The sequence below is a fragment of the Microcystis wesenbergii NRERC-220 genome (assembly GCF_032027425.1).
In the GTDB taxonomy this organism is placed as follows: domain Bacteria; phylum Cyanobacteriota; class Cyanobacteriia; order Cyanobacteriales; family Microcystaceae; genus Microcystis; species Microcystis wesenbergii_A.
The window spans coordinates 3,898,989-3,923,210 of record NZ_JAVSJA010000001.1 but is presented as its reverse complement, the minus strand read 5'-3'; the positions used below and the strand labels follow the sequence as shown (position 1 = coordinate 3,923,210).

Genomic DNA, 24,222 nt, shown 5'->3' with positions numbered 1-24,222 from the left:
ATGTCAACTTTTACGGTAACAGTTCCCGCTACCACTGCTAATATTGGGCCCGGCTTCGATTGTCTCGGAGCGGCCTTAACCCTATATAATCAGTTTACTTTTACCCTGCTGCCGGCAACGACAGCTAACCCTGTCAGCATTAGTGTCAAGGGAACTGAATCAGCTAAAGTTAGCCAAGGGACTGATAATTTAATCTACACTTCTTTTTTGCAAGTTTATCAAAAAATAGGACAGAATCCGCCCCCCATCGCCATCGAGATCGGTTTAGGGGTTCCTCTGGCTAGAGGTTTAGGTAGTTCTGCCACTGCTATTATCGGTGGGTTAGTGGCTGCCAATCAATGCGCCGGAAATCCTTTATCTATGGGGGAAATCGAAGCATTAGCGATCGCATTGGAGGGCCATCCAGATAATGTGGTGCCAGCTTTGCGGGGCAACTGTCAGCTATCGGCAGGAGATAGCACAAATTGGGCTATTTGTCAAGTATTTTGGCAAAAAAATCTCATTCCCGTCCTAGCGATTCCCGATTTTGAACTGGCTACGGAAAAAGCTAGGGCGGTTTTACCCGAAAAAATTAGCCGTCAGGAGGCAATTTTCAATATTTCCCGCTTGGGTTTATTATTGCGGGGATTAGAGACGGGTAACGGCGATTGGCTGAGAATTGCCCTAGAGGATAAACTGCATCAACCCTATCGCCAATCTTTAATACCGGGTTACGAAAAGGTGAAAAAAGCCGCCATTAATGGGGGTGCTTACGGGATGGTAATTAGTGGCGCAGGTCCGACCCTATTGGCGTTAACTAACCCCGACAATGCCCAAAAAACAGCCACAGAGATGACAAATGCTTGGGAGGAAGTGGGGATTAACTCTGAGGTGAAAATTTTAGCTTTAGATACCCTAGGGGCGCAAGTAAACTGTTAAGAGTCCCTGGCAGATGGGTGTAGGGTGTAGGGTGTAGGGTGTAGGGTGTGGGGTGTAGGGTGTAGGGTGTGGGGTGTGGGGTGTAGGGTGTGGGAAGAATAAATAAAAATAATCTCCTGAATCCTGACTCCTGACTCCTAACTCCTGACTCCTGACGACCGGCTCCTATCTCCTGACTCCTATCTCCTGACTCCTGACTCCTGACTCCTAACCCCACCAACAAACTTTTTCAGCAAACCCTAATTATTAAGAAAATGACGCAAATTACCGTTATTGGTGCAGGGATTGGCGGACTAACGGCGGCGGCATTATTGGCGCGTCGAGGTTATCAAGTCACAGTATATGATCAGGCGCTTGTACCTGGAGGTTGTGCCTCGACTTTTTCCCGTCGGGGTTTTACTTTTGATGTGGGGGCAACTCAAGTGGCAGGATTAGAAGTAGGGGGCATTCATCAGCGCATTTTTGCCGAATTAGGGATAGATTTACCCGATTCTGTCCCCTGCGATCCCGCCTGTGCCGTTTTTCTGCCGGGGGAAACCACTCCGATTAATGTCTGGCGCGATCGGCAAAAGTGGCAAGAGGAAAGACAAAAACAATTTCCGGGCAGCGAACCTTTTTGGCAATTATTACAAAAACTCTTTCAAGCAAGTTGGCGTTTTCAAAGTCGCGATCCAGTTTTACCCCCGCGCAACTGGTGGGATTTAGGGCAATTAATCGCCGCTTTGCGTTTAGATACTGCCATTACCTTCCCTTTTACTTTGATGACTGTGGGCGATGCTCTACGATTATACGGCTTAGAGAGGGATAAACGCCTAAAAACCTTTCTTGATCTCCAGTTAAAGCTTTATTCCCAAGTTAATGCCGATGAAACTGCTTTACTTTATGCCGCCACCGCTTTAGCAGTTTCTCAGTCTCCCCAAGGTTTATCCCACCTTCAGGGTAGTATGCAAGTATTAAGCGATCGCCTAGTAACAGCTTTGGAAAAATACGGCGGTAAATTGCAAATGCGCCACACAGTAGAAAAAATACTGACAGAAAAGGGAAAAGCCACGGGAATTATCGTCAGAAATCAAAAAAATGGTCAAATATATCCAGAAATGGCCGATGAGATTGTGGCTAATATCCCGATCCAAAATTTACCACAATTAATCGATCGCGAAGCCATTCCCAGTCTTTATCACCGGAGAATTGAAAAACTTCCCCCCGCGTCCGCTGCTTTTGTGGTTTACTTAGGAGTCGATCGCGCTGCTATTCCCCCCGATTGTCCCCCCCATTTGCAATTCCTCTACGATTACGATGGCATAATCGGCGAAAATAACTCTTTGTTTGTTTCCGTGAGTAAAGAAGGGGATGGCCGCGCCCCAGAGGGAAAAGCGACGATTATTGCTTCTTCCTTCACCGATACCAGTCTTTGGTGGCGAAAAGGAGAAGATAATTATCAGCAATTAAAAGCAGCATACACCCAAGAGGCGATCGAGCGTCTCGGTAATTATTTCCATCTTAGTCCTGATCACATCGTTCATATCGAATCAGCTACACCTCGCACTTTTGAGCGGTTTACGGGGCGAAATCAGGGCATTGTCGGCGGTATTGGTCAAAGACTGTCCACTTTTGGCCCTTTTGGAGTAGCGACGCGCACTCCGATCCCCCATCTTTGGTTAGTGGGAGATTCCACCCATCCGGGAGAAGGCACTGCCGGAGTCAGCTATTCGGCACTAACGGTAGTTAGACAGATTGAGAATCAATTATTAGCTTCTAGTTAAGTGGGTGGGTGGAATTAAATCCGACATTCCGCACATCTTCATATACCTTTATATATTTTTACATTCCCCACGATGTTTTGACGAAAAAGCTTCATTGTAGAAACTACTATTGAGAACATTTTCAATAATTGATTTTTTCTGAGAAAACAAATTACAATTCTTCACCTTGATGAAAATCCATCATTCTAGCTATAATCCTTACTGGCAATGGGTTGTCAGCAATATGTTAGTAAAAATTATCAATTGAATGTTAAGAAGTGCGGAAAGTGGGTTGTAATTATTCTGTACAAAGATGAGAGGATTTTTCGTACCTGCTCTGATACTCTGGTTTTTATTCACCTTTAATGAGAGGAAATAACCTAGTGAAGCTCAATGCCCTTAATTCTTTAGCTTTCGCCACAGGGACAGTAACTCTACTGTTAAGTAGCGTGTCTTCTGTTAGTGCTTATACCATTTATACAAATCGGACTGCCTGGGAAGCGGCACTCGCCACTAACCCCTCGTACAAGATTACCACTGATACCTTTAGCAATCCCATTTCTTCGGCACAGTCAATTACCCTAGATTCAGGGATTGTTTCCACTAATTCCGCTCCTCCCACACTGCCTAATCCTCCGTTTAATAACAACAGTGTCAGCATCGTCAATTCTGGTGTTTACGATAATGCTTCCGGTACACTTACGGGTGCTTCTGATACCATAACCTGGCAGTTTCCTGCTACCGTGTTGGCTTTTGGTGCTGACTTTTCCCGCATTGATGAGTTAACTCTTACTGGCAATTTCGATGGCACAGGAGACCAAACTATTTCTATCAATCCTACAATTGGTGGAGAGAATGGGTTTCTCGGTATTATCGGGACAGCAGAATTTAGTTCTGTTATCTTTGCCAATAATACAACAGCTGTCGATAGTTTTAGTATTGACAATGCTTCCTTTGCCACCAAAGTTCCTGAACCCAATGCGGTTGTTGCTTTCGCCATACTTGGGGGCAGTCTGTTGTTAATTAAGAAAGCCAAGGGCAGCTGACCGGCTGACAAGCAGATTGAAAGTGAGAAGTGATCAGTAATCAGTAATCAGTAAACAGTGAAAAGACAGTAGGCAAGTGCTATTTAATACTACTCACTTAACACATACTGTGGGTGCATCTGACATTAGCAGAAATACCGACAATCAGCAATTATTAGTGACTCTTAAATGATGACAAATGTATCAGCAGCTGCCTGTAAGCATCCCACCGAAAAGCTAATGCGCGGGGGGTTTGGGGGCGGCGCCACGACCCCAACGGGGGGTTTGGGGGGTAGAACCCCCCAAAGGCTTGGATTGAGTGATAAAATCAGAAGTAATGTCCGATTTTAAAAGAGAGTTTCCCCTTAAAAATCCCAACTTGCTAGATTTGCAAAAATGAGATGCGCCCCATACTGCTCACTTAAAACTCAAATCTGATAACTGTTAACTTACCCACTGATAACTGATAACTGATAACTGTTATAAAGCACCGGCTGCCGTGCGATCGAGTATGCCCGCTCCTAGATGAGAGGTAATATTAATTGCTTGCAGGACCGGTTGAGATTCAACTCCTTTGGGATAATCGATAACACTAACCGCGCCATTTCCCTGTTTAATATTCCAGAAATTAGCGGGTTTTAAACCCAATAAATAACAAAGAATCACCTTATTAATGGCATCGTGAGCTACTACCATAATTGTCTTAGGACTATCACTATTACTATAGGTTTTAACGATTTGCTGCCAACAAGCGATCGCTCGATCCCAAACTTCCTGTAAATTCTCCCCTTCCGGCATTTGCACGGTTTCTGGGGCATTTTTCCAGTCTTCTAACATCCCGGGGAAACTCGCTTCAATTTCCTCCTCTAATTTACCTTCCCAAAGTCCGTGACAGATTTCTGTCAGATCCACTTGGGTGTCTAAGGTGACATTGGGGTGATATTGCAGGATAATTTGGGCAGTTTCCTTGGGACGGGATAAAGGACTGGTGACAGCGTGATCGATCGCCGTTTCTCGCAGAAATTCGGCGGCTTTCTCAGCTTGAGCTTTGCCATTATCATTGAGAGGAATATCGCGCACCCCTTGAAAACGTTTATCCCGATTCCATTGGGTTTCTCCGTGACGCACCAGCAGCAGCCTCGAACCTTGGAAAGGAGGACGTGGTGGGGGTAAAGCTATCCCTAAGTGTGCCGTTTGATTGAGGGATTCCACCTGGACAGGATCACCAAAATTACGCGTAAAATTGAGAACATTAACGCAACAGTTAGATTGTTGTAGGGAATGGTATAAGGAAACTGGAATACCGATGGCACTGAGGATTAAACAGCGATTAATGCCGTTATGGGCAACAATGAGGATAGTTTGTCCCTGGTGTTGGGGAATAATTTCTCGCCAAAAATCTTGGGCTTGTTGATAGAGAGAGAGAACGGGATAATGTTCTTGACCATCGGGCAGTATCATCTTAAATTCGTGAGGTTTTTGGTGCCAATCCCGATATTCTTGCGGGTATTGAGCTTTTACCTCCTCTTTGACCATATTTTCCCAGATAGGCAGATCGATTTCTAGTAACTGCGAAGTGGGTTGAATGACGGGAGAGTTATTTAAACGAGACTGAATCACCTCAGCAGTAGATTTAGCTCTTTGGAGAGGACTACAGTAAAAAGCGGCGATATCGATTTGACTGAGGGCATTTCCCACTTTTTCCGCGTCCAGATGCCCTTTTTCCGTCAAAACCGAGCCATCACTGCGACCTTGTATTTTCTGCTGTGCGTTATAACTGCTTTGTCCATGACGAACAATAATCACACGGGTAGCCAAGCGGTTCAGTCTCCTTAACTAAAAGTCTCAATATCAGATTACAGGCGATCGGGATCGGAGTACAAATCAGTGATCGGTAATCAGCTTCTGAAGGCAAAAGGCAACAGGCAACAGGCAAGGGGCAACAGGCAAAAGAAAGAATCTAGCAATTCTCCTACCTAAAAAGAAGGTTAGAAACTAAGTACATCAAAGCTTTTAGCTTAACCAATTAGGTTTTAGATTCGGTCGAGTGGAGAGTGTTAAGTAAACAGTGGGGAGCGGCGAGCATTTGTACTAAAATTTCCTGATGCAGTTTCAATGCAGCACAGCGTATCAAAACTTCCTGATATTACAATCTTTTTGGGATCAAGGGTTTGGCGGTTTTATCAAGAAATCATGACAATGTACTTGGCCAAAATCGGAATCTTACTGTTTAATAGGTATTTATAACAAGCGATCCCCTTGATCCCCATCGAGTGGATCTCTCGTTCACAAAGCAATCGATGAGTAGTTAGAAGGGTTAACCAGATCACTACTTTTGCAAATGCTCAAAAACATTTGCCGTCGTAACTAATCGGAGAGTGTCAACTCATGGTTCCAGAATACCCACCCTTAGATGAGATGACCTTGCGGCAGCTGCGACGAGTTGCCAGTCAATACAGCGTCTCTCGTTACAGCCGGATGCGGAAAATGCAATTAATCGAGGCAATTACCCAAGCTATGGGAGTCAGCGGCAATTTTAAATCTATTATTAAAGAGGAAAAACCAGTGGAAGCAGCAAAATTTGAATTAGGTCAAGCTAACCCGATCGAAGATATCCTAGGTTCGGTGGATGATGGTTTAGGAGATCTGCCCGGTGGCTACGGTGAAAATCGCATTACCCTCCTACCTCGCGATCCTCAGTGGGCTTATGCTTACTGGGATATCCCCAACGAATCAAAAGAAGATCTACGTCGTCAAGGGGGACAACAGTTAGCCCTGCGTCTTTATGATGTCACCGATATCGATATCAATAGCCAAGGCGCGCATGGCGTCCAAGAATATCTCTGTGATGAATTGGCCCGGGAATGGTATTTACCGATTCCGGTCAGCGATCGAGATTATGTTATCGATATCGGTTATCGTTGTGCTGATGGTCGTTGGTTAGTTTTGGCCCGTTCTCCTTTAGTGCGGATTCCTCCCGTCTATCCTTCCGACTGGATTGAAGATATTTTTGTCACCGTTAACTGGGAAGAAGAACTGGTGGGCAAAACTGTTTACGAACTCGTTCCCCCCAGCAAACGCTACGGCAGCAGCGCCGGAAGCACGGGAACTAGCCCCATCTACGACCAAATTTTCGAGAGTGTCGGCGACATCGAGGCCCTACGGGTGGCCGGTTCCTTGTTTGGTTCCATGCAGCACGTCGCTGGTTCCGTACCGATGTCGGAAGTGATCAGTTCTTATGTATTCCCCTCTGGGGTTGGTATGTGGGCAGTTCCCACGGTATCGGGACTAACCGCTTCCGGTATCGGGATGACTGCTTCCGGTATCGGTATGGGTGCTTCGGAAACCCTACAACGTCCGCGCAAATTCTGGTTAGTAGCCGATGCAGAATTAATCGTCTATGGTGCTACCGAACCCGATGCCACCGTAACTATCGGTGGTCGTCCGATTAAACTCAATCCCGATGGCACTTTCCGCTATCAGATGTCCTTCCAAGATGGTTTAATCGATTATCCGATTATGGCCGTGGCCGCCGATGGTGAACAAAATCGTTCTATCCACATGAAATTCACCCGGGAAACCCCCTCTCGCAATACCAACACTAAAGATGAGGCGGTTCTAGAATGGTTATTCTAGATCGGGTTTTCTAACGTTACCAAAGCCAAACCAATTACTTCCCCCTAACTAAATCTCAGTTAGGGGATTTTTTGGGGATTGTCAACGCTATCAACTTCTATTCCCAAATCTGACAGCTTAAATCGCCCGATTTTTGGGAAAGACGCAGATTTTCACCGTAATCGACGGGAACATCGATCACCGTAGGGACATCTTGCCGGAAAGCCTCCTCTAGGATCGGGATCAAATCCTGGGCAGATTCCACCCGATAGCCTTTTAATCCCATACTTTCAGCAAATTTAACAAAATCGGGATTACCAAACTTAATAAAAGAAGATGTCCCAAAATAGTTTAACTGCTTCCATTCGATTAAACCGTAACCGCCATCATTAAAGATGAGAGTGACGAAGGGAGTTCCCACCCGCAAAGCTGTCTCCAATTCCTGACAATTCATCATAAAACCGCCGTCCCCCGTCACCGCCACAATGCGCTTATCGGGATGAACTAACTTAGCGGCGATCGCACCAGGGATAGCAATACCCATAGCGGCGAAACCGTTAGAAATAATGCAAGTATTGGGACAATCGGAGTGATACTGGCGCGCCATCCACATTTTATGAGCGCCCACGTCACAAATAGCGATATCTTCCGGTCCCATCACCTGACGCAGATCGTAGATCAATTTTTGTGGCTTGATCGGAAAACCCGTATCATTGGCATAGGTTTCGTAATCGGCCCGAATTTCCGTCTTTAATCCCGCGGTGACAGGAGTTGGTTTATTCTGGCGATCAGCCCGTTTGAGGATATCGATGAGAGAATCGGTGATATCACCCACCACTTCCACCACCGGGGCATAACTGCTGTCAATTTCCGCCGGAGTCATGCCGATGTGAATAATCGGTAATTTACCGTCTGGATTCCATTTTTTCGGGGAATACTCGATTAAATCGTAACCGACAGCGATAATTAAATCACTGCGATCGAAGGCACAACTAATCAAATCCCGTTGCTGTAATCCTACCGCCCAAAGAGCCAGAGGATGGGTATAGGGAATCACCCCCTTACCCATAAAAGTGTTAGCCACAGGGATATTCAAGGCCGTGGCGAATTCCGTTAAAGCCTCACTAGCATTAGCGCGAATTGCCCCATTTCCCGCCAAAATCAAGGGATTTTTGGCTTTAGAAATCACCGCCGCCGCCATATTCAAAGTCCGATAGGAAGCGTAAACTTTTTCCTGACTATCGAGGGGCAAGGGATGACCATCGGCAGCCATAGCGGCGATATTTTCGGGAAGATCGATATGAACTGCCCCCGGTTTCTCACTTTGGGCGGTTTTAAAGGCTCTCCGTACCACTTCTGGGGTGATACCCGGCCGGACGATCTGTTTATTCCATTTCGTCACCGGGGCGAACATGGCCACCAGATCCAGGTATTGATGAGATTCAATGTGCATCCGATCGGTTCCCACCTGGCCGGTGATGGCCACCAAGGGCGCCCCATCGAGGTTAGCATCGGCTACCCCTGTCATCAGGTTAGTCGCCCCCGGTCCTAGGGTGGAGAGACAAACCCCCGCTTTTCCCGTCAAGCGTCCATAGACATCGGCCATAAAAGCCGCGCCCTGTTCGTGACGGGTGGTGATAAATTTGATCGAGGAGTTTTTTAGGGCTTCCAAAACATCGAGGTTTTCTTCCCCGGGTAGCCCAAAAATATACTCGACCCCTTCATTCTCTAGACATTTAACTAGAAGTTCGGCTGTGTTTAATTCCCCCATAATTCCCTCCTGTAGAGCTTACTTCATCAGTCAAGTCTCTAGAGATAGTTCATCCCGGCGGATTGAGGTTGTTGCGCTCAACTCGTCGGGATGATATCAGTAGACTATATGTACCAATGCAGCTGAATAAAATTTTGTTTAAGTCTATCCATATATCATTGTGACTTAGATCTTGACCTTTGGCAGATTATTTATTAGCACAATTGGGGGGAATTTTTTTTAGGCCGTTAATTCTTCGGCGGCGTGGGCTAGTTGGGCGGCGACTTTGGCTAAATAGGGACGACTTAACCACCAGATAAAGGGGGACAGCCAACCCCGCAGGGTGACAGAATAGGAAATATAAGTACCACAGAGGGTTGATTCCACTTGGTAGGTCATTTTCTGTTCCATGCCGGGGATAGCGAGAACTCTGAGGCTGAGGAGTTCCCCGGGACGGACATTTTCCACGAAAACCCGGATAGGAATGGGAGTCAGACGGGTGACAGCTTGATAGATTAACCCCGGTTTAGCGATTAAACCCAAGGGAACATCAGCCTTGGCAATCAAAGGATGCCAAGAGACATCGGCCACATTGATTAATTTTTGCCAGAGGACATCGACGGGGGCGCTACTGACCACCCGATAGGTTTTGTAGAGTGAAAACTTACAGAATAGTCTGCCTTTTGCCGCTACAATCCTTAAGGAAAAATTGAGAATCACCGATTGCCTCCCGCAAAAATAATCCAGGGAATTTTCTATTGTAAGGGCTGCATCCCCCATTTGCAGAAATACCGACAATCAGCAATTATCAGTGACTCTTAAATTGGTACAAAAAATCTGCACAATCGCGTGTAAGCATCTGACAGTTAATCTAATGCGCGCTGGGGTTTGGGGGGGTAGAACCCGCCAAAAGCATGGATTGAGTGATAAAATCGCAAGTAATGCCCAATTTTAGCCGAGAGTTTCCTCTTAAAAATCCCAACTTAGTAGATTGACAAAAATTAGATGCAGCCTTCGGTAAGTAAAACGACGAATGACTTAACGGCGTACTCATACCAAATCCGTTGAGTATGGGCTACATATCAGGACAGGCAAAAGGCAACCCCCCCCGACCCCCCGACATCGGGGGGGTCGGGGGGCAAGGGGGGGTAGGGAGAATAAATAATCAGTTTTTAATAACCGGATTTGATATAAATAGGGTTGGCTGAATATCAGTGTCAGCCTTTCTAGAAAAGGTTTTGGGGACTTTTGGGGCAAAAAAAGTGCAAGAAACAAACGTTGAGAAATCGAAATAGGAATCACTAGCATCCTCTGACAATATTTCCTGATTGTAGTGGTTATAAAAATATTCAGAGTCCATACTTTGATGGGCTAGATCCTAATTGATGTTGGCTATGGTTTTATTACTCATCTAACAGCGAAAGACATCCGATAAGAGTTCACTCTCGGCAGTTACGGTTAATTTTATTGAACTGAATAATCCCCATCCTTATCTGCGGTGAGGATGTGAATGTAGCTCATGATTGCAACAAACGCTATATACTAGACTGAAAGTAATCTTAAATTGAGTGACCTAGCCCTATTTTTTATCTAAAAGAGACAATAATGCTTAATCCCTATCCCATAAAAAAAGAAACGGCTAGTTTAATCACCAGAGATGGAATTAGTTTAGCTGCCGATATTTATCGTCCCGATAGTCGGGAATCTTTTCCCATTTTACTAATGCGACAACCCTACGGAAAAGCGATCGCTTCTACGGTGGTTTATGCCCATCCTAGCTGGTATGCACGTCAGGGTTATATTGTGGTAATTCAGGATGTCCGTGGCCGGGGAAACTCGACGGGAAATTTTAATTTATTTGCCGATGAAATTAGCGACGGATTAGAAACTATTGAATGGGTTTTAACTATTCCTAATAATACGGGTGTGGTGGGAATGTATGGTTTTTCCTATCAGGGAATGACCCAATTATACGCATCGGCTAATGGTCATGGTGCTTTAAAAACTATTTGCCCGGCGATGATTGCTCACGATTTGTATCGAGATTGGGGCTATGAAAATGAAGCCTTTAATTTACAATATAATCTCGCTTGGGCAATACAATTAGCAGCGGAAACAGCTAGATTAAAAGGGGAGGAAACTGCCTATCAAAAACTCTGGGTAGCTTCTCGAAATTTACCCCTTTTTGATCCTATTGCTGCCTCTCCTCAGATTCTGCAAGATTTAGCCGCCGATTCTTTTTATCACGATTGGATTACTCGTTATCTTCCCGATGACTATTGGCAAAATTTATCACCGCAACACCTTTTAAAAAATATCGATTTACCGATGTTACATATCGGGGGGTGGTTCGACCCTCATCTCCGGGGAACTTTGAGTTTATACCAAGAAATGCAAGCGCGTTCTATCTATCCCCAACGGCTAATTATTGGTGCTTGGACTCATCTACCCTGGGGGAGAAAAGTAGGAGAGATAGATTATGGTCAACAGGCAATTAGTCCTGTGGATAAAATGCAGCTGCAATGGTTTGATTATTTCTTAAAAGGTCAGGAAACGGAGTTATTAAAAAATCCTCCCGTGTATCTATTTCAAATGGGGTCTAATCAATGGCGATATCTGGAGAAGTTTCCAGGAGAAAATCAGCAAATTTATTATCTTGCTAGTCAAGGTTTAGCCAATCTGCGCGAGGATGAGGGGAAATTAAGCGCGATTTTGTTAGAACCTGCGATCGAGGATACCATCGTTCACGATCCTTGGCGACCGGTCCCATCTTTAGGAGGTCATAGCGCCCTACCGGGGGGAATATTCGACCGCACCATGCTAGACTGTCGCAGTGATGTGATTACCTACACTTCTCTCCCCCTAGAGAAGGATTTAACGATTTTGGGTAGTCCCCGTCTGGATTGTTATTGTCAAGCAGATGCGGTTAGTTTCGATATCTGCGCGGTGGTTTCTCAAGTTACCCCCGATGGTCGAGTTTTTAATATCACTCAGGGTTATAAACGGGTAAATAATCCCGAATCGCCCCTAAATATTGCCCTACAGGCCACTTTTATCACTATTCCTCAAGGTCATAGCTTGCGTTTAAGTCTGAGTGCCTCTTGCTTTCCTGCACATCCCGTCAATGCGGGGACGGGCAGCTATCCCCACCAGAGTCGAGCGATCGATTTTTCCATTATCACAATTAAGGTTTTTTGTCAAGGAAATTTTCCTGCAAAATTGCTATTACCTTTAGTCGGGGAAAGCTAAACCGCTGCGGGGATCGCGAATGTATAAACCTAACACCAGCGAGGAGATAACCGTATCCCAGACGGGGGTGAATTTTTCCGCATCATCGACCCAATAATCCATAGTAATTAAACATTGAACACCGGAACCAATACCCACGGCAATACGCGAATAAGCTGGCCGATTTTCTTGAGGGTCGATGAATTGAATTTGCACCCAAACAATGCGCGCAGTTTGGCGTTTTTCTTGGATAACTTCGCCGATTTCGTGAGGATTACGGCTATCTTCACGAGCTAATTTTTTGACCATTCCTTTTAGGGGTAATTCTTTCCAATCTCCGGGGGGAAGTAAATTATAGGAAACCTCTAAACGACAATCATCATCGGGGGGTTTTCTATCTAAAAAACGAAAGGAATTATCATCGGGTTCAAAATGCCAATCTTGAGGAACTTCAAAGCGAACTGCACCGCGACCAGCTACAAAAATACTGTTACCCGGACTAGATTTCCAGTTATGATCTGGATTTAAATCGAGGGTTTCTTTGATCCATTGCAGATTGTGTTTTTTGGACTTAGCCATAGGTATAATCCTGCGGTAAGAATCGAACTATAGCTATCATTATACAGGCTTTTTCCTGAGAATTAAATAGGGTGCATCTCACTGGCGTAAATCTACTAAGTTGGTATTTTTCAAGGGAAAATATCGGCTAAAATTGGGTGTTACTGCCAATTTTATCACTCAATCCCAGCTTTCGGGGAGTAGAACCCCCAAAGGCCACTTATAGATAGAAAAAAAGTCAAATTTTATCGGGGAATTGCCAGAAATTGACCGGGAGATAATTCGGCATTAACTAAAGACTTGATCGGGATTAATTTGACAGCACAAGCTTTTAATTCTGGTTGCAGGGAAATCGGACAAGCGGCCGGATGGGTGAGACTATTAGCCTCAGCATTTTCTGCCCATAAAGCCCCCCAGTGCATCGGCACAAAGACACAATTAGGAGCAATTGCTTTGGTAATTAAAGCGGGAAAACGGGCAAAACCGCGACGAGAACGCACCTCCACCCATTCCCCAGCTTCTATGCCCAATTTTGCCGCATCTTGGGGATGAATTTCCAGAAAAGGTGCGGGGTGCATTTTGACAATTTTCTCGATGCGGCCGGTGCGAGTTTGGGTGTGCCAGTGACCGTACAAACGCCCCACGGTCAACACTAGGGGATAATCATCGTCGGGGGGTTCCGCTAGACCTTTACTGTGGTAGGCGGCGAAAACAGCACGACCATCGGCAGTATTAAATTTACCATCGGTATAAAGGCGTTTTGCGGCTGTTTTTTGGCTTTTATGGTCATCTTTAACTAAATTACCCAGTAATTCCCCAGAATTAGCGGTTTTAGGGGCGGAAATTTCATCGATGGAATCGGGCCACGGTCGGGGAGTCTCGGCCAGGCGCTCATAATTAATCGCCGTCATATCACAAGGACGTTTATATGTCAAGCCAATAAACTCAGAATGTACCTCGGCCGAATCCTGAAAATTAAATTGTGCCTGAAACCCCAAACGGCGACCAACTTCGGCAAAAATTTGCCAGTCGGCCCTAGCTTGACCGACGGGAGGGCGAAAAGCCTTATTTAACGTCACCACGCGCTCAGAATTGGTCATTGTTCCCGTTTTTTCACCCCATTGGGCCGCCGGCAGTAATAAATGGGCGTAGGCGCTGGTTTCCGTGGGATAGTAGGCATCCTGATAAACAGTAAAAGGTGATTTTAACAGGGCCGCCTGGGTGCGTTTTAGATCAGGCATACTAACAGCCGGATTAGTAGCGGCAATCCAAAGCAATTTCACCTCTCCCGTCTCCAAACCAGTAATCATACTCCAAGCATCGCGACCGGGGACGGGAGAAATCCGACCGGCGGGTAAACCCCAAGCTTGTTCCACTTCGGCCCGGTGTTGGGGATTTTTGACGGAACGATAACCGGGGAGAAGATGGCAGAGGCCGCCGGCTTCCCGTCCCCCCATGGCGTTGGGTTGTCCCGTTAGGGAAAAAGGACCGGCCCCCGGCCTACCGATATTAGCCGTCATTAGGTGTAAATTGATTAAAGTGCGGGCTTTAGCCGTGCCTTCGCTAGATTGATTAATACCCATCGACCAGAGGGAAAGCACTCTTTTCGATTCGGCCCAGTAGCGGGCAGCCTGTTCTAAATCCTCGATGGGGATACCGCATTTAGTGGCGACTATTTCCGGGGGATAATGGCGGATAATTTCGGCGTATTTGTGGAAATCTCGGGTACATTTATCGATAAAATAGGTATCGATCGCACCCCAATTCAGTAACAGGTGAGCAATACCGTTAAATAGGTCAATATCGGTCCCGGGGTTAATGGCTAGGTGGAGATTAGCGGCCTCGGCAGTTTTGGTGCTGCGGGGATCAACGACGATTAATTTCGCTTGTTGGTTGCGTTTGAGATACTTGTGCAGACGGTTAAAGATGATGGGGTGACATTCGGCCGTATTTGTCCCCACCAAAAAGGCACAATCGGTTAATTCTAGGTCATCGTAACAGCAGGGGGGACCGTCAGACCCGAAACTGTCCAGATAAGCGGCCACGGCCGAAGACATACAGAGACGGGAATTAGCATCAAAGTTATTGACTCCCAGACAGCCTTTGACCAGTTTTTGGGCGATGTAGTAATCTTCGGTGTGAAATTGTCCCGAACCGTATAAACAGATACTTTCCTTTTCCCCCTGAGCGATTAGAGTTTGGATGCGGTTAACGATGCGATCGAGGGCTTCTTCCCAAGTACAAAGACGGAATTGCTCTTGGAGAGAATCGCGGATCATCGGGGTTTTGAGGCGATTTTTATCGATTGATTCCGCTACGGTGGCCCCTTTAACACAGACCATACCTTGACTGGAGGGGTGGGACTTGTCCCCGAAGACTTTCCATGCTTGTCCGGCCGACGCGGGGGGGGTGACTGTCAAACCACAACCTACTCCACAGTAAGGACATTGGGTTTTTGTAGATTCAGTCATAAGCGGTTGGTCTGATTAGTGGCGCTGTCTTTAGGCATACTAAGATAGTCGGCAGATTTTCTCGGCCAAATTGTAGTTATTAATACAATTTATTAGAAGCCTTAGCTAAATTGCCATTCTTGTGATGCAAATCGCGCATTAAAACTGGCTAGATAAAATTTGCTGATGGGTGCAGGGTGTGGGGTGTAGGGTGTAGGGTTTTATACTGTTGCCTGTTGCCTGTTGCCTGTTGCCTGTTGCCTGTTGCCTTTTGCCTCTTGCCTGATCTCAACAAGCAATTTCAATACTTAACAGCTTAAAAAGCATACACTTGTTCTCGTGTTGAAAAAGAATCGGGATAGGATAATAGTAGTCTCTAGGGTGCGGAAAAAGTTTTCAGCCAGTCATGACCTACGAACCTCTACATCATAAGTATCGTCCCCAAACCTTTGCCGATTTGGTGGGACAATCAGCGATCGCCACGACCCTGAGTAATGCCTTAATCAGTGAGCGAATCGCTCCTGCATACCTATTTACTGGACCCAGAGGCACGGGGAAAACCTCCTCGGCGCGAATTTTAGCCAAATCCCTTAACTGTCTGTCTAGTGACCATCCGACACCGATTCCCTGCGGTAAGTGTTCCGTCTGTCAAGCGATCGCCAATGGTTCCGCTTTAGACGTGATCGAAATTGATGCCGCTAGTAATACCGGTGTGGATAACATTCGGGAAATTATCGAGCGATCGCAATTTGCCCCCGTCCAATGTCGTTATAAAGTCTATGTCATCGATGAATGCCATATGCTCAGTACGGCGGCCTTTAATGCTTTGCTGAAAACTCTGGAAGAACCGCCGGATCGAGTGATTTTTGTGCTTGCTACCACCGATCCTCAGCGTGTCTTGCCTACCATCATCTCCCGTTGTCAACGCTTTGATTATCGCCGTATTGCTCTCGATGCGATGGTGGCACACCTGCAAAAAATCGCCCAAATAGAAGCGATCGATATTAACCTAGAAGCATTAACCCTTGTGGCTCAGATCGCTAACGGTGGTTTACGCGATGCCGAAAGTCTTCTTGATCAATTAAGTTTACTCGCAGGAACGATTACGGCCGAGCGAGTCTGGGATTTAGTCGGTGCAGTACCCGAAAGAGACCTCTTAACCCTACTTAAAGTCATTCATGGCAATATTCCCGATCAAGTTATCGAACAATGTCGCCATCTGATGAATCGCGGTAAGGAACCTTTAATCGTCTTGCAAAATCTAGCGGGGTTCTATTTAAACCTACTTTTAGCTAAAACCGCCCCTAATCGTCCAGAAATGGTCGCTGTCACTGCTCCCACTTGGCAGGAATTGTGTACGGAAGCGCGTACTTGGTCTTTAGAGGAAATTCTCCGCGGTCAACAACTGCTTAAAGACAGCGAAACGCAACTAAAAAACACCACTCAACCCCGTCTCTGGTTAGAAGTCACTCTCTTGGGACTGTTACCGCAATCACAGGTGATTCCTCTAGTTGCCACGGTAGCGCCTTCCCGTCCCCAAACCAGCGTCGAGAGGCCCCCGGAAGTGATCACAGCGCCGGCACCGGTGAATGAACCGATCAAACCGGCGGTTATCACCCCGACAACTAACGTCGCAGTGCCGAAAACTGAGGTTAAAACTGTTACCAGTGATGACAATCATGAACAAATTTGGCAGCAGGTTTTAGAAGTAATGGAACCCCCCACTACTCGCACTCTCTTGCGTCAGCACGGCAGTCTTTTTAATATGGAAGAATCGAGCGCTTATTTAAGCATATCTTCGGAACAATTATTAAAAATGGCCCGGCTACGCTTGACTAATATTGAGTCAGCTTTCGAGGCAGTTTTTCAGCGCCGGATTAAAGTTCATTTACAGGTAGGTTCCGCCACTGCTGCCATGGCTGCGGAAGTTTCCCAATCCCCGGCGGCCAGGATACAACCACCACCAGAAACCGCACCAACCCCACCAATAACTCCCGAAAATAAAGTTATGACCGTGGTGGATATTCCCCCGGTCAAAGAAGCAATTATCGAGAAAAAAGAAGCAAAGATCACCGAAGCCAGAAACCCAAAAACTCCTAGCACAGAACTGCCACAAAAAATCTTAAATTTTGATTCATCTTTAGAGACATTAGATCAAGATGTAGATGTTAGCGAAATTTTGGCGGCCGCTCAAAAGTTAGCGAAATCTTTTGATGGTGAAGTGGTCAATATGGGTTATTCACTGCCGGAAAATTCGGCCGCAGAAACTAAAGTTAATAAGTCTGTGGAAAATATGACTATCGTGCGCGGGAGACCTGATGTTAACGAAATTTTAGACAGTTTGGAGGAGGACGAAGACCTGCCTTTTTAAAGCTATCTCAACGGCTTGTGCTAAACTGATAGGATATGCCACGTCTCAGGATTGGCTATTCTTGCTCAAATTCTAGCTACTAGACCTATGACACCCGAAACTAAGGCCAGAATCGATCAATTAGTCCAGAATAACAAAGTTCTTGTGTTCATGAAGGGCAATAAATTAATGCCTCAGTGTGGTTTCTCGAATAACGTCATACAAATTCTCAATATTCTGGGGGTTTCCTACGAAACTGTCGATATTCTGCAAGATCAGGAGTTAAGACAAGGAGTTAAGGAGTATTCCAATTGGCCGACTATTCCCCAAGTCTATATCAACGGTGAATTTATTGGCGGATCCGACATTATGATCGAACTCTATCAAAATGGGGAACTACAACAAATAGTCGAGGTAGCCTTAGCTTCCTAAAAATTTTCTAGGTTAGGTTAGCTATCCTAACCTAGTTTAAACCTACCAAACAGTAATCAGTGATCAGTAATCAGTAATCAGTGAAAAGACGGCAATTTTCTACTTAGGGTTTGCGGCAAAAAGTACGGGCGAAGCATTCGGGCAATAACCTATCGGTGAAACCGTAGATTTTCTATCCGAATGCTTCGCCCCTACAGGATGCGGAGTGATAACTGATAACTGATAACTGATAACAAATCCGTTTTTAATAGTGTGATTAACTCTCAAGTTATGAATTGTTTCTCCCTTCTCCCCACACCCTACACCCTACACCCCACTCTCCTATACCTTTTAAACAGGATTTAGTATCACTCCCCTTTAAAACTGTCCCTTGAATTGTTCTCTATCTTTTGCTACGAGGACACTTTGTTGGGGGATACCGATGTGAATTCCCTTCTCCTCAAAAGCAATTTTTAGACGACGACGATACTCTCTTTCTATATCCCATTGTCGTAATCTTTTGACGACAATTCTGAGCATAATTTCCATCCCCGTGTGAGAAACCCGACTAACACCAGCAACCTCCACGGGATTGATGATATCTTCTTGCCATTGTGGATCCACAGCCATATTTTCAGCGATGGCTGCCATTAAAGCGATCGCCACATCTGGCTCGGTCTGATAGGCGACTTCGATGGTAAAATCGACCCGCGCCCAATCTTTACTGAGGTTGTGTGCGATAATAATTTGGTTATGGGCAATAGTGATTAAACGTCCATCGTCGGCCCGCAATTGAGTCGCTCGCAAACTCATATTTTCCACCAAACCGATAAACTCCTGAAACTGGATTATATCACCGACAGTGTACTGATCTTCAAAGACAATCAGAAAACCGTTCATCCAATCTTTTAAAAGATCCTGAAAGGCAAAGGTGAGCAATGCTCCCACTAAACCGGCTCCCGTGAGTAAAAAGGCGAAAGAAAGACCCATCCAAGCTAAAAAAATCAAAATTCCTAGAAAAATAGCGATAAATGTGATAATTTCTCGCCAAACTTCTAATAAAGTTGGAGCGCGCAGAATCCTCCTTTCCAAATTTTCCGAAAAAACCGCTCCTTCCTCTACCCACTCCCGTAGTCTGGAATTAACGTAGAGATTAACCATATTGCTCACTGATGTCAGCAGCAACCAGATGATAAAAATCTGTAAAGGAATACGGATTATTCCGCGTCCTTCTAGCCTAGTTTCGGGAAATACATACAAAATCGCCGCTATTCCGGCAAACCAAAGCAGTATCAGTCCAATAAGAGCCAGTCTTTTCCAGAGAATATTTAGCGTTAGTTGTCGCTGAATATCGGCCTGTTGACGGAATTTAGAGGAATCTTCTAGAGAGGCTAAAATCGGTTCTTGGGAGCGATCTTTTCTGGGGGGGGAATTTATAGGTAAATTTCGATCGGATTGACTTTTAGCCTGTTTTTTGAGGAGATTGAAGCGATTTCTTAAACGTTTCTGCCACCAAATTGATGCCCAGCTTAAGAAAATTAGCCCCAAAATAATTATAGTGGCAGTCATTACCTGTTGCCGACGAGGGGCGGGCTGACGTTCTTGCCAAGCTTGGATCAAAGCTGTTTGGATGATTTTAACCCATCTGTCCGCTAAATCGCCAACCGAAGAAGAATCGATCAGGGCATCAACTTCTGTCACTGTCAGAATTACCTGTTGCGGTAACTTCTGGTTATCCTTGGCCACAATCACGGTTAAATTATTGAGAGTCGCCGTACTTACTTGCAGGGTTGTCGGATCGAAACCCCGATTGATAATATTATTTAAACCTCTTTCAATGCGCCTAGCCCGTCTTTCTACCGGGGAGAGTTCCCGGGCCTCAGAAGCGGTAAAATCTTGGGAGGCAATCTGAAATAAGGCAAATCCATCTAGATGCACGGAAGCATATTCTATATCCCCGGCTACAAAAATCCTTGTCCCCGTGGGAGATACAAATGGAACCAGAAAATTTTGGCCTAGGGATGGCAGGGAATTAAGAACAAATATACTAACCAAGAGGCAACCCGCCAATCCTTGAATGACCAGATTGAAAACTTTTCTCCGTTGCCGTCGTCCCATTGCCCAAGTTTCCTTTTTGATTAACAATGATCTTGACTCGCTTTCTCAGCTTATGACAGTTATCTTAAGGGTGAGATCAGAAGTTTTCGTTTTGGGGAGTCGGTCGTCCTTCTCCCCTCTCCCCACTGATTACTGATAATTGAAGTCCCCAATCCCCAACATTAGTTAACTTCTCATGTCCAATATACCCCCACAGTGGCGCGAGGAAATAACCTCTTTACCTCCTTGGTTACGGCGTTCGCTCGGCAAATCTAGCGAAATTTCCACGGTTCAGCGCATTATCAAACAAAGGAACATTCATACTATCTGCGAGGAGGGTCGCTGTCCCAATCGCGGCGAATGTTATGCCCAAGGTACGGCGACTTTTTTGTTGATGGGTCCCACCTGTACCCGGTCCTGTGGTTTTTGTCAAGTGGATAAGGGTCATGCACCCATGCCTCTCGATGTGGAGGAACCGCAAAAAGTGGCAGAAGCGGTGCAATTGTTAAATTTAAGTTACGTTGTCTTGACTTCTGTAGCCAGAGATGATCTGGAAGACGGCGGAGCCAGTTGGTTCGTGCGGACGATGACAGCCATTCGCGAACTCAATCCCCACACTTTAATTGAAGTGTTAACCCCGGATTTTGCCGGAGGCAAGGGAAGTCAACAGGAACGGGTGGCGACGGTGGTAGGGGCAAAACCTGCCTGTTACAATCACAATATCGAGACGGTGCGCCGTTTGCAAGGACCGGTTAGACGCGGGGCTAAATACGATCGCTCTTTGGCGGTTTTGCGTTATGTTAAGGAAATCGATCGCTCAATTCCGACGAAATCTGGCTTAATGGTCGGTCACGGTGAGACAAAAGAGGAAATTATCGAGACTTTGGCAGATTTACGCGCAATCAACTGCGATCGAGTTACTATTGGTCAATATATGCGTCCTTCTCTGGAACATTTGCTCGTACAGAAATATTGGACTCCCTCAGAATTTAGCGAGTTGGGAGAAATTGCCCAAAAAATGGGTTTTTCTCAGGTTAGATCCGGACCCCTAGTCCGCAGTTCCTATCATGCGGGAGAGTAAATCAGTTATCAGTGATCAGTTATCAGTTATCAGTTATCAGTTATCAGATGTAAGTTTTAAGTTAATTAGTTAGTTATCATTATCTTTATCTTTATACCTGTTTACCGATTACTGTTTACTGATCACTGAAAAATCTTACCCACTTCCCTGATCAAGATGAATTTAGAAGCAATCATCCTAGAGGAAATTAAACAATCAGTAGCAGGTCGAATTAGCTTCGAGCGCTGGATGGATTTAGCTCTCTATCACCCCGATTATGGCTATTACACCTCTGGAAAAGTAGAAATTGGCTCAAAAGGAGATTTTTTTACTTCCTCGTCCCTAGGGGCAGATTTTGGCCAATTGTTGGCAGAGCAATTTGTCGAGATGGCGGAATTTTTGGGCAATTCCCGAGGATTTACTTTAGTGGAAGTGGGAGCAGGTTCGGGAATTTTAGCGAAAGATATCCTTGATTATTTAAGTGATAGCTATGCTGATTTTTATCAAAATCTCAGTTATATAATTATCGAACAATCTCAGAAACTCAGGGAAAGACAACGGGCAACTTTAGCGGGATATTCCCCGGTATCTTGGCGAAGTTGGCCGGATTTAGCCGATAATTCCCTTGTGGGTTGTGTGTTTAGTAATGAGTTAATCGATGCTTTTCCTGTCCATCGAGTTGTGATCGAGTCGGGGGAATTGCGAGAAATTTATCTGGGATTGGGGGAATCTTTTCAGGAGATTACCGCAGATTTATCCACCGACAGAATCAAAGATTATTTTGATTTAGTGGGGATACATATTCCTTCCCCACTTTATCCGGAGGGTTATCAAACCGAGGTAAACTTATTAGCTTTAGACTGGTTAGAAACGGTTAATCGGAAACTCGATCGAGGTTATATCTTAACCATAGATTACGGTTACACTGCTGAAAAATATTATCATCCCCAAAGAAGTCAAGGAACCCTACAATGTTATCGACAACATCAGCGTCATGATCATCCTTATTTGTGGGTGGGGGAACAAGATATTACTACTCATGTGGATTTTACTGCTTTACAACGTCAAGGGGAGAAATTAGGCTTAAAAAATCTCGGTTTTACTCAGCAAGGATTATTTTTAATGGCTTTGGGATTAGGAGATAGATTAAATCAACTTTCTCAAGGAAAAATCGATATATTAACTATATTTCAGCGTCGAGATGCCTTACATCAATTAATCAATCCCACCGGTTTAGGAGGATTTGGAGTGTTAATTCAGGGGAAAGGAGTAGAGGAAAGAATACTTCAGGGATTAAGCAAATAACTAAAAAAAATAGGGCTGAATGCTGTTAACTTTCAGCCCCAAGAAATAATTAAGCTCCTACGGATTCTTTAGCCGCATACATTACCTCTAAAGTTATTTCACCAATACCTCGCTCCCGGGCAAATTTTTCGGTATTTCGTTTGACTTTACCCCGCACAAAACCGGGTATTTTCTGTAATTCTGTCGTAGCTTCCTTATTCCAATTTAGGTCAGAATCTGCCGAGATACCTTTAGTAATTACCTCTTTGGTATCATGACCACCGAATATCTCCAATAGGTGATCTTCCATACCCAAAGTAAAGGAATTATAGACCAAATCGGCGATCTGATTAGTGCCTTCGTAACCTAAGAAAGGTTTATAACCGAGGGGGAAATTTTGGATATGAATAGGTGCGGCAATTACTCCACAGGGAATATCTAAACGTTTGCCCACATGACGTTCCATTTGAGTACCAAATATCGCCGCCGGTTCCAAGCGAGCAATAGCATCTCCTATCGCCCCATTATCATCACTAATTAACACTTCATCGCAATATTCACTCACTTGTTCCCGGAACCAATCGGCATCATACTTGCAATAAGTCCCCGCTAAAACCACATGAATTCCCATCTCCCTGGCGAGAATTTTTGTCATAGCGGCTGCGTGGGTATTATCACCAAAAACCACCGCTTTTTTCCCGGTTAAATTCTGACAGTCGATGGAACGAGAAAACCAAGCAGCTTGGGAGATATGCAGAGTTTGTTCATTGATAAAATCTTCGTAATCTACTGCCGCACCTTGAGCATTAATTACCTCTTGAATTTTGCGAATACAGCGGGCTGTTTCCACTACTCCCATGGGGGTAATATCAACGTAGGGCATGGCGAATTCACTTTCGAGATATTTGGCTGTCATTAATCCCACTTCTCGATAGGGAACCAGATTAAACCAAGCGCGGGGCAGATTTTTTAAGTTGTCCACCGAAGCAGCTTCGGGGAGAATTTCATTAACTTCAATGTCCAAATCTGCCATTAACCGCTTTAATTCTGTGCGATCATGTTGGTTATGGAAACCGAGGGTGGTAATACCAATAATATTAACCGAAGGTTTAGGGGTTTTTTCCGAGATAATTTCCCTTTTTCTCTGGGCCTTATCGAGATAATACTTGATAATTTGATAGAGGGTTTTATCGGCCGCTTGTAGTTCATTATAGCGATAGTGGTTGACATCGGCCAGCAGCACATCCCCCTCGGCATCCTGTCGCGCTCTTTCGACAAAGTTTTGTAAATCCTCTTGGAGAATGCTGGAGGTACAGGTGGGGGTTAAAACGATTAAATCGGGACTTTCTTCGCGATCTTTGCGAACAATATTATCGACGACTTTTTCTTGGGAACCCCGGGCTAAAACATTACGATCGACAATACTAGCAGTGACGGGGGTAAAATTACGCTCCCTTTCCAACATCGAGCGCATGACGTTAAAATAATCGTCTCCCAGAGGAGCGTGCATGATAGCATGAACATTTTTAAAGGAACTGGCGATCCTTAAAGTGCCAATATGAGCGGGACCCGCATACATCCAATAGGCCAATTTCATAGAGGGTTCTCCTACAGTCAGACTTTTTTGATTGTCTCAGACTTTACCGATTTAGGAGTGAACACTTAACGGAAGATTACAAAAAGTCCCCATGCAGATTAAGTATCTTTTTGGGGAAAAATGACACAAATATTAAT

16 protein-coding genes are annotated in these 24,222 nt (G+C 45.1%); 9 read left to right on the top strand and 7 right to left on the bottom strand.

Features of this window, described 5'->3' with window-relative positions:
- The 3 genes from thrB (at position 1) to RAM70_RS19025 (ending at position 3,706) form a co-directional block, all read left to right on the top strand.
- Positions 1–918 carry a homoserine kinase gene (thrB, locus tag RAM70_RS19035; protein ID WP_045359086.1) on the top strand — a complete coding sequence of 306 codons (918 nt, stop codon included), beginning with the start codon at positions 1–3 and terminating at the stop codon, positions 916–918.
- A 254-nt stretch (positions 919–1,172) separates the two neighbouring features.
- Positions 1,173–2,681 carry a C-3',4' desaturase CrtD gene (crtD, locus tag RAM70_RS19030; RefSeq protein ID WP_312675131.1) on the top strand — a complete coding sequence of 503 codons (1,509 nt, stop codon included), beginning with the start codon at positions 1,173–1,175 and terminating at the stop codon, positions 2,679–2,681.
- Between the two features lie 344 nt (positions 2,682–3,025).
- The gene (locus RAM70_RS19025) at positions 3,026–3,706 is read left to right on the top strand and encodes a hypothetical protein (RefSeq protein ID WP_045359081.1); all 681 of its coding nucleotides are present in this window, start codon (positions 3,026–3,028) and stop codon (positions 3,704–3,706) included.
- Positions 3,707–4,165: 459 nt separating this feature from the next.
- On the opposite strand, the gene RAM70_RS19015 is transcribed toward RAM70_RS19025, so the two are convergent.
- The gene (locus tag RAM70_RS19015) at positions 4,166–5,503 is read right to left on the bottom strand and encodes a histidine phosphatase family protein (RefSeq protein WP_190381413.1); all 1,338 of its coding nucleotides are present in this window, start codon (positions 5,501–5,503) and stop codon (positions 4,166–4,168) included.
- A gap of 570 nt (positions 5,504–6,073) precedes the next feature.
- On the opposite strand from RAM70_RS19015, the gene RAM70_RS19010 reads away from it, so the two are divergent.
- Entirely contained in the window at positions 6,074–7,321 is a 1,248-nt protein-coding gene (locus RAM70_RS19010) for a DUF4912 domain-containing protein (protein ID WP_287999365.1), read from the top strand.
- A 97-nt stretch (positions 7,322–7,418) separates the two neighbouring features.
- Here RAM70_RS19010 and RAM70_RS19005 read toward each other — a convergent pair whose 3' ends face one another.
- Both RAM70_RS19005 and RAM70_RS19000 read right to left on the bottom strand, forming a co-directional pair.
- Positions 7,419–9,071 (bottom strand): acetolactate synthase large subunit, encoded by a 1,653-nt coding sequence (locus RAM70_RS19005; RefSeq protein ID WP_045359077.1) that lies wholly within the window; start codon positions 9,069–9,071, stop codon positions 7,419–7,421.
- Positions 9,072–9,290: 219 nt separating this feature from the next.
- The gene (locus tag RAM70_RS19000) at positions 9,291–9,770 is read right to left on the bottom strand and encodes a hypothetical protein (protein WP_002735718.1); all 480 of its coding nucleotides are present in this window, start codon (positions 9,768–9,770) and stop codon (positions 9,291–9,293) included.
- An 885-nt stretch (positions 9,771–10,655) separates the two neighbouring features.
- Here RAM70_RS19000 and RAM70_RS18995 point away from each other — a divergent pair.
- The gene (locus RAM70_RS18995; RefSeq protein WP_312675123.1) at positions 10,656–12,299 is read left to right on the top strand and encodes a CocE/NonD family hydrolase; all 1,644 of its coding nucleotides are present in this window, start codon (positions 10,656–10,658) and stop codon (positions 12,297–12,299) included.
- Here the strand turns inward: RAM70_RS18995 and RAM70_RS18990 are convergent.
- Together RAM70_RS18990 and RAM70_RS18985 are read right to left on the bottom strand one after the other, a co-directional pair.
- Positions 12,282–12,857 (bottom strand): Alr1449 family protein, encoded by a 576-nt coding sequence (locus RAM70_RS18990; protein ID WP_012266834.1) that lies wholly within the window; start codon positions 12,855–12,857, stop codon positions 12,282–12,284. The two genes, RAM70_RS18995 and RAM70_RS18990, sit on opposite strands and share 18 nt — an antisense overlap.
- Positions 12,858–13,081: 224 nt before the next feature.
- Entirely contained in the window at positions 13,082–15,307 is a 2,226-nt protein-coding gene (locus tag RAM70_RS18985; protein WP_312675120.1) for a molybdopterin oxidoreductase family protein, read from the bottom strand.
- 385 nt (positions 15,308–15,692) lie between these two features.
- Between RAM70_RS18985 and RAM70_RS18980 the strand changes: the two genes are divergently transcribed.
- Together RAM70_RS18980 and grxD are read left to right on the top strand one after the other, a co-directional pair.
- Complete coding sequence (locus RAM70_RS18980) at positions 15,693–17,657, top strand: DNA polymerase III subunit gamma/tau (RefSeq protein WP_312675118.1); 1,965 nt, start codon at positions 15,693–15,695, stop codon at positions 17,655–17,657.
- 87 nt (positions 17,658–17,744) lie between these two features.
- Positions 17,745–18,068 carry a Grx4 family monothiol glutaredoxin gene (gene grxD / locus RAM70_RS18975; protein ID WP_002780647.1) on the top strand — a complete coding sequence of 108 codons (324 nt, stop codon included), beginning with the start codon at positions 17,745–17,747 and terminating at the stop codon, positions 18,066–18,068.
- Positions 18,069–18,425: 357 nt separating this feature from the next.
- On the opposite strand, the gene RAM70_RS18970 is transcribed toward grxD, so the two are convergent.
- Positions 18,426–20,165, bottom strand: a complete 1,740-nt coding sequence (locus tag RAM70_RS18970; RefSeq protein ID WP_312675953.1) for a mechanosensitive ion channel family protein — start codon at positions 20,163–20,165, stop codon at positions 18,426–18,428.
- 175 nt (positions 20,166–20,340) lie between these two features.
- Between RAM70_RS18970 and lipA the strand changes: the two genes are divergently transcribed.
- Both lipA and RAM70_RS18960 read left to right on the top strand, forming a co-directional pair.
- Positions 20,341–21,225, top strand: coding sequence for a lipoyl synthase (lipA, locus tag RAM70_RS18965; protein ID WP_312675115.1), 885 nt, complete (start codon positions 20,341–20,343; stop codon positions 21,223–21,225).
- 156 nt (positions 21,226–21,381) lie between these two features.
- Positions 21,382–22,509 carry a class I SAM-dependent methyltransferase gene (locus RAM70_RS18960; RefSeq protein WP_312675113.1) on the top strand — a complete coding sequence of 376 codons (1,128 nt, stop codon included), beginning with the start codon at positions 21,382–21,384 and terminating at the stop codon, positions 22,507–22,509.
- A gap of 49 nt (positions 22,510–22,558) precedes the next feature.
- Here RAM70_RS18960 and bchB read toward each other — a convergent pair whose 3' ends face one another.
- Positions 22,559–24,085: a ferredoxin:protochlorophyllide reductase (ATP-dependent) subunit B gene (gene bchB, locus RAM70_RS18955; RefSeq protein ID WP_312675111.1), complete on the bottom strand. Its 1,527-nt coding sequence runs from the start codon at positions 24,083–24,085 to the stop codon at positions 22,559–22,561.
- Positions 24,086–24,222 lie beyond the last annotated feature (137 nt).